Origin of the sequence: Bradyrhizobium sp. (assembly GCF_036735945.1) — a bacterium.
Classification (GTDB): Bacteria; Pseudomonadota; Alphaproteobacteria; order Rhizobiales; family Xanthobacteraceae; genus Bradyrhizobium.
This window is the reverse complement of the sequence record NZ_DAINNI010000210.1, coordinates 1-4,829: the sequence shown is the minus strand read 5'-3', so window position 1 is coordinate 4,829 and position 4,829 is coordinate 1. Positions and strand designations below refer to the sequence as shown.

Genomic DNA, 4,829 nt, shown 5'->3' with positions numbered 1-4,829 from the left:
GCGGAGGTCGACAACATCCTGCGCTTCGAGCACGATTTTCCCGGCGCCAAGGTCATCCGCCTCGAGCGCAACTACCGCTCCACCGGCCATATCCTCGCCGCCGCCTCGCATTTGATCGCGCACAACGAAGGCCGGCTCGGCAAGACGCTGCGCACCGAGGATGTCGACGGCGAGAAGGTGACGGTCACCGGCGCCTGGGATTCCGAAGAGGAAGCCCGCGCCATCGGCGAGGAGATCGAGGAGCTGCAGCGCAGCGGCGAGAACCTCAACGAGGTCGCGATCCTGGTGCGGGCCTCGTTCCAGATGCGCGAGTTCGAAGACCGCTTCGTCACGCTCGGCCTGCCCTATCGCGTGATCGGCGGACCCAGATTCTATGAGCGCGCCGAAATCCGCGATGCGCTGGCCTATTTGCGCGTGATCAATTCGCCCGCCGACGACCTCGCCTTCGAGCGCATCGTCAATGTGCCCAAGCGCGGGCTCGGCGACGCCACCGTGCAGTTGCTGCACGACCACGCCCGCAAGCGGCGCATGCCGCTGTTCGAGGCCGCGCGCGCCGTGGTCGAGACCGACGAGCTGAAACCGAAGGCGCGCGGCAGCCTGCGCGAACTCATCCTGCAATTCGACCGCTGGCGCGCCCAGCGCGAGGTCACCGCGCACACGGAGCTGGCCGAGATCGTGCTCGACGAGAGCGGCTATACCGAGATGTGGCAGAAGGACCGTTCCGCGGATGCCGCGGGCCGGCTCGACAATTTGAAAGAGCTCGTACGCTCGATGGAGGAGTTCGAGAACCTGCAGGGCTTCCTCGAACACATCTCGCTGGTGATGGACCGCGACGGCGAGGCCGGCGACGAGGCGGTGTCGCTGATGACGCTGCATTCGGCCAAGGGGCTGGAGTTCGAAAACGTGTTCCTGCCCGGCTGGGAGGAAGGCCTGTTTCCAAGCCAGCGCACGCTCGACGAACAGGGCCGCGCCGGGCTCGAGGAAGAGCGCCGCCTCGCCCATGTCGGCCTCACGCGTGCGCGCCGTCGCGCCAAACTGTTCTTCGCCACCAACCGCCGCATTCACGGCACCTGGTCGACCACGATCCCCTCGCGCTTCCTCGACGAATTGCCGTCGGCCAATGTCGAGATCACGGAATCCAAGGGCGGCTCCAGCTGGGGCGGCGCCGGCGGCTACGGCGCGTCGCGCTTCGACAACATCGATTCCTTCGGCTCCACCTATTCCACGCCCGGCTGGCAGCGCGCCCAGGCCAACCGCAATCGCGGCCAGGGCGGCCGCGGTCAGGCACGCGGCGGCTTCGAGGAAAGCCAGTCGTCTTTTTCCGGCTCGCGCGGCGACGACTTCTCCGGCGGCTTCTCGCGCGCCAGGCGCGGCCCGATGGTGATCGAGGGCGAACTGGTCGCAAAATCCACCGGCACGGTTTCGGAATTCTCGCTCGACGACCGCGTGTTTCACCAGAAGTTCGGCTATGGCCACGTGGTGAAGATCGACGGCAACAAGTTGACGATCGCGTTCGAAAAGGCCGGAGAGAAGAAGGTGGTCGATAGTTTCGTCGCGCGGGTGTGATGGACGTTCGCGAGCCTCTTGCGATCTAAGCCCCACTGGGGTATATTCCCCCGAATGCCCAAGCGCCCTGTTTCGGTGATCGAATTTGCAGGATATCGCCGCCGCGCTGGCGAACTGTTGACTGCCGGACAGCGCGACGCCGTCATCGATCTGGTTGCTTACGAGCCGACATGCGGTGACATTATTCCAGGTTCGGGAGGATTGAGAAAGGTCCGTATCGGACGTGACGGTATCGGCAAGCGGGGCGGCACGCGAGTCGTCTATTATTTTTATAATGAGAATTTTCCAATTCTGCTGCTCGCACTTTATGCGAAGAATGAAAAAGGCGATCTGACGATTGCTGAAAAGCGGGAATTTGCGACCGCTATGAGGGAGATCGTGAGGCAATGGAAAGAAAAGTGACACGCAAGAGCAGCCGGCTTGCCGATGACATTCGCGCGAGTTTACGCGAGGCGCACAATCATGCTTCGGGAAAGACGACGAAGGCGATTGTACATCGCGTCAACCCGAAGGAAACCGAAGCCCGCGAGGCGCGGCTGATGCTTGGTCTGTCGCAGGACGAGTTCGCTGCCCTGATTGGGACGGGTGTCGGAACTGTACGGAAGTGGGAGCTTGGTACGCGCCGTCCTTCCGGTGCGGCTCGCACCCTCATTAGCGTCATCAAGAATGAGCCCAAAGCTGTTCGTCGTGCCCTCGCAAAGGCAAACGAGGTTGCGTGAACGACGCTACTGATTTCGCCACAGTCTGGCGGTGCGCGGATTTGATCGGTTTTGTCGCAAATTAGCTCTCTGCCGATTGCGCCGCCAGCTTCGCGTTCCTATCTCCCCGTACACCCATGCCCCCGCCCTGAGTCGGCCGAAATGCCGCCGTGGCGGCTCCCGCATATTCGATACCTATCATCAGACCTGCATGCCTCCGATCATATCCGTCTCGCATCTGTCAAAAACCTACGGCACCGGTTTCAAGGCGCTGAAGGACATCAATCTGGATATCAGGCGCGGCGAGATTTTTGCGCTGCTCGGGCCGAACGGCGCCGGCAAGACCACGCTGATCAGCATCATCTGCGGCATCGCCAATTCGAGCGAAGGCAGCGTGACGGTGGGCGGGCACGACATCACCCGCGATTACCGCGCCGCGCGCTCGCTGATCGGCCTCGTGCCGCAGGAACTGCACACCGACTCCTTTGAAACTGTGTGGGCCACCGTCAGCTTCAGCCGCGGCCTGTTCGGCAAGCCGAAGAACCCGGCCCACATCGAAAAGGTGCTGAAGGACCTGTCGCTGTGGGACAAGAAGGATTCCAGGATCATCACGCTCTCCGGCGGCATGAAGCGCCGCGTGATGATCGCGAAGGCGCTGTCGCACGAGCCGCAGATCCTGTTCCTGGACGAGCCGACCGCGGGCGTCGACGTCGAACTGCGCAAGGGCATGTGGGACGTGGTGCGCACGCTGCAGGCGGCCGGCGTCACCATCATCCTGACCACGCATTACATCCAGGAAGCCGAGGAGATGGCCGATCGCATCGGCGTCATCAACAAGGGCGAGATCATCCTGGTCGAGGACAAGGCCGGGCTGATGCAGAAGCTCGGCACGAAGCACCTGAAGCTCTATCTGCAGGCCAAGGTCGACGCGATCCCTGCCTCGCTTGCCGCCTACAACCTCGAACTGTCAGACGACGGCCGCGCCGTGATCTACGATTACGACACCAAGGGCGACCGCACCGGCATCACCAGCCTGTTGAGCGATCTCCGCGACGCCGGCATCCGCATCTCGGATCTCGACACCACCCAGTCTTCGCTCGAGGACATCTTCGTCAGCCTGGTGCGGCAAGTTTGAAGTTCCTATCAGTATTTGCCGCACCCTCTCCATAGGAACTTCAAACTTTCATGCCGCACCAGAATCATAATTTGGCCAGCGCTCTGATTTCGAAGCTCGCATCAGAGGCTCCGCGAAAGTTTGCGAGCTTCGAAATCAGACCGCTGGTGAAAGCGCCATGAATTTCCGTGCGATCCGCGCCATCTATCTGTTCGAAATGGCCCGCACCTGGCGCACGCTGCTGCAGAGCATCGTCTCGCCGGTGGTTTCCACCTCGCTCTATTTCGTGGTGTTTGGCGCTGCGATCGGTTCGCGCATCACCGAGATCGAGGGCGTCAGCTACGGCACCTTCATCGTGCCGGGGCTAGTGATGCTGTCGGTGCTGACGCAGAGCATCGCCAACGCCTCGTTCGGCATCTACTTCCCGAAATTCGTCGGCACCATCTACGAAATATTGTCGGCGCCGGTTTCCTATGCCGAGATCGTGATCGGCTATGTCGGCGCGGCCGCGACCAAATCCATCATCCTCGGCCTGATCATCATGGCGACCGCCGCGCTGTTCGTGCCGCTGCACATCCTGCATCCGGTGTGGATGCTGACCTTCCTGGTGCTGACGGCGGTGACGTTCAGCCTGTTCGGATTCATCATCGGCATCTGGGCCGACGGTTTCGAGAAGCTGCAGATGATCCCGATGCTGGTTGTGACGCCACTGACCTTCCTCGGCGGCAGCTTCTACTCGGTGAACATGCTGCCCTCGGGCTGGCGCACCGTCACGCTGCTCAATCCGGTCGTGTACCTGATCTCGGGCTTCCGCTGGAGCTTTTACGAGATCTCCGACGTCGGCGTCGGCTTGAGCCTCGGCATGACGATCGGTTTCCTCATCATCTGCATGGCGCTGGTGTGGTGGATCTTCAGGACGGGTTACCGGCTGAAGAACTGACCGGGCTGCGGGCTTTCCCCTTCCCCGCTCGCGAAAATGTCAGCACTTTGCCGCCGGTTGCGCCGTCCTGACGCCTTGTTTGCGCCGCCGGAGGCGTTAACGATTGCGGATGCAGGCCACTGGAACCAGTGCCGCTTTCCGGGCATATTCATTCCGGGGGGACGGAGAGCCGAAAGCTAGTACAGGGGCCCGGAGGCCAAAGGTAAAATGCGTTCCTTCCTGATTGCCGTCACCGCCCTGACGCTGTTCGCTTCGGGCGCTGCTCACGCCAAGGTCGCCATCACGGTCGACAAGGATAACCAGCAGATGACCGTCGCCGTCGACGGCGTCGAGCGTTACCGCTGGCCGGTGTCGTCGGGCCTGCCCTCCTACGAGACGCCGAACGGCAGCTTCCGCGCCTTCCGCATGGAAGAGGATCACTACTCCAAGGAATTCGACGACGCGCCGATGCCGCACTCGATCTTCTTCACCAAGATCGGCCACGCCATCCACGGCACCGACTCCGTCAACC

General features: G+C 62.1%; 6 protein-coding genes. All 6 read left to right on the top strand.

The genetic code is table 11. The features are described from left to right. The coding region (locus tag V7E26_RS29175) for an ATP-dependent helicase (protein WP_324422850.1) at window positions 1-1,566 on the top strand (1,566 nt) is incomplete at its 5' end. Window positions 1,567-1,620: 54 nt separating this feature from the next. Further along, a complete protein-coding gene (locus tag V7E26_RS29170) occupies window positions 1,621-1,968 on the top strand; it encodes a type II toxin-antitoxin system RelE/ParE family toxin (protein ID WP_324422849.1) in 348 nt (115 codons plus the stop codon). Beyond that, window positions 1,953-2,285: a helix-turn-helix domain-containing protein gene (locus V7E26_RS29165; RefSeq protein ID WP_324422848.1), complete on the top strand. Its 333-nt coding sequence runs from the start codon at window positions 1,953-1,955 to the stop codon at window positions 2,283-2,285. The genes V7E26_RS29170 and V7E26_RS29165 overlap by 16 nt, the downstream gene beginning before the upstream one ends. Before the next feature lie 190 nt (window positions 2,286-2,475). Beyond that, complete coding sequence (locus tag V7E26_RS29160) at window positions 2,476-3,399, top strand: ABC transporter ATP-binding protein (RefSeq protein WP_324422847.1); 924 nt, start codon at window positions 2,476-2,478, stop codon at window positions 3,397-3,399. A 157-nt stretch (window positions 3,400-3,556) separates the two neighbouring features. Next, window positions 3,557-4,318 (top strand): ABC transporter permease, encoded by a 762-nt coding sequence (locus V7E26_RS29155; RefSeq protein WP_324422846.1) that lies wholly within the window; start codon window positions 3,557-3,559, stop codon window positions 4,316-4,318. Window positions 4,319-4,525: 207 nt separating this feature from the next. Next, window positions 4,526-4,829: L,D-transpeptidase (locus V7E26_RS29150; protein ID WP_324422845.1), on the top strand; the 304-nt coding region annotated here is incomplete at its 3' end.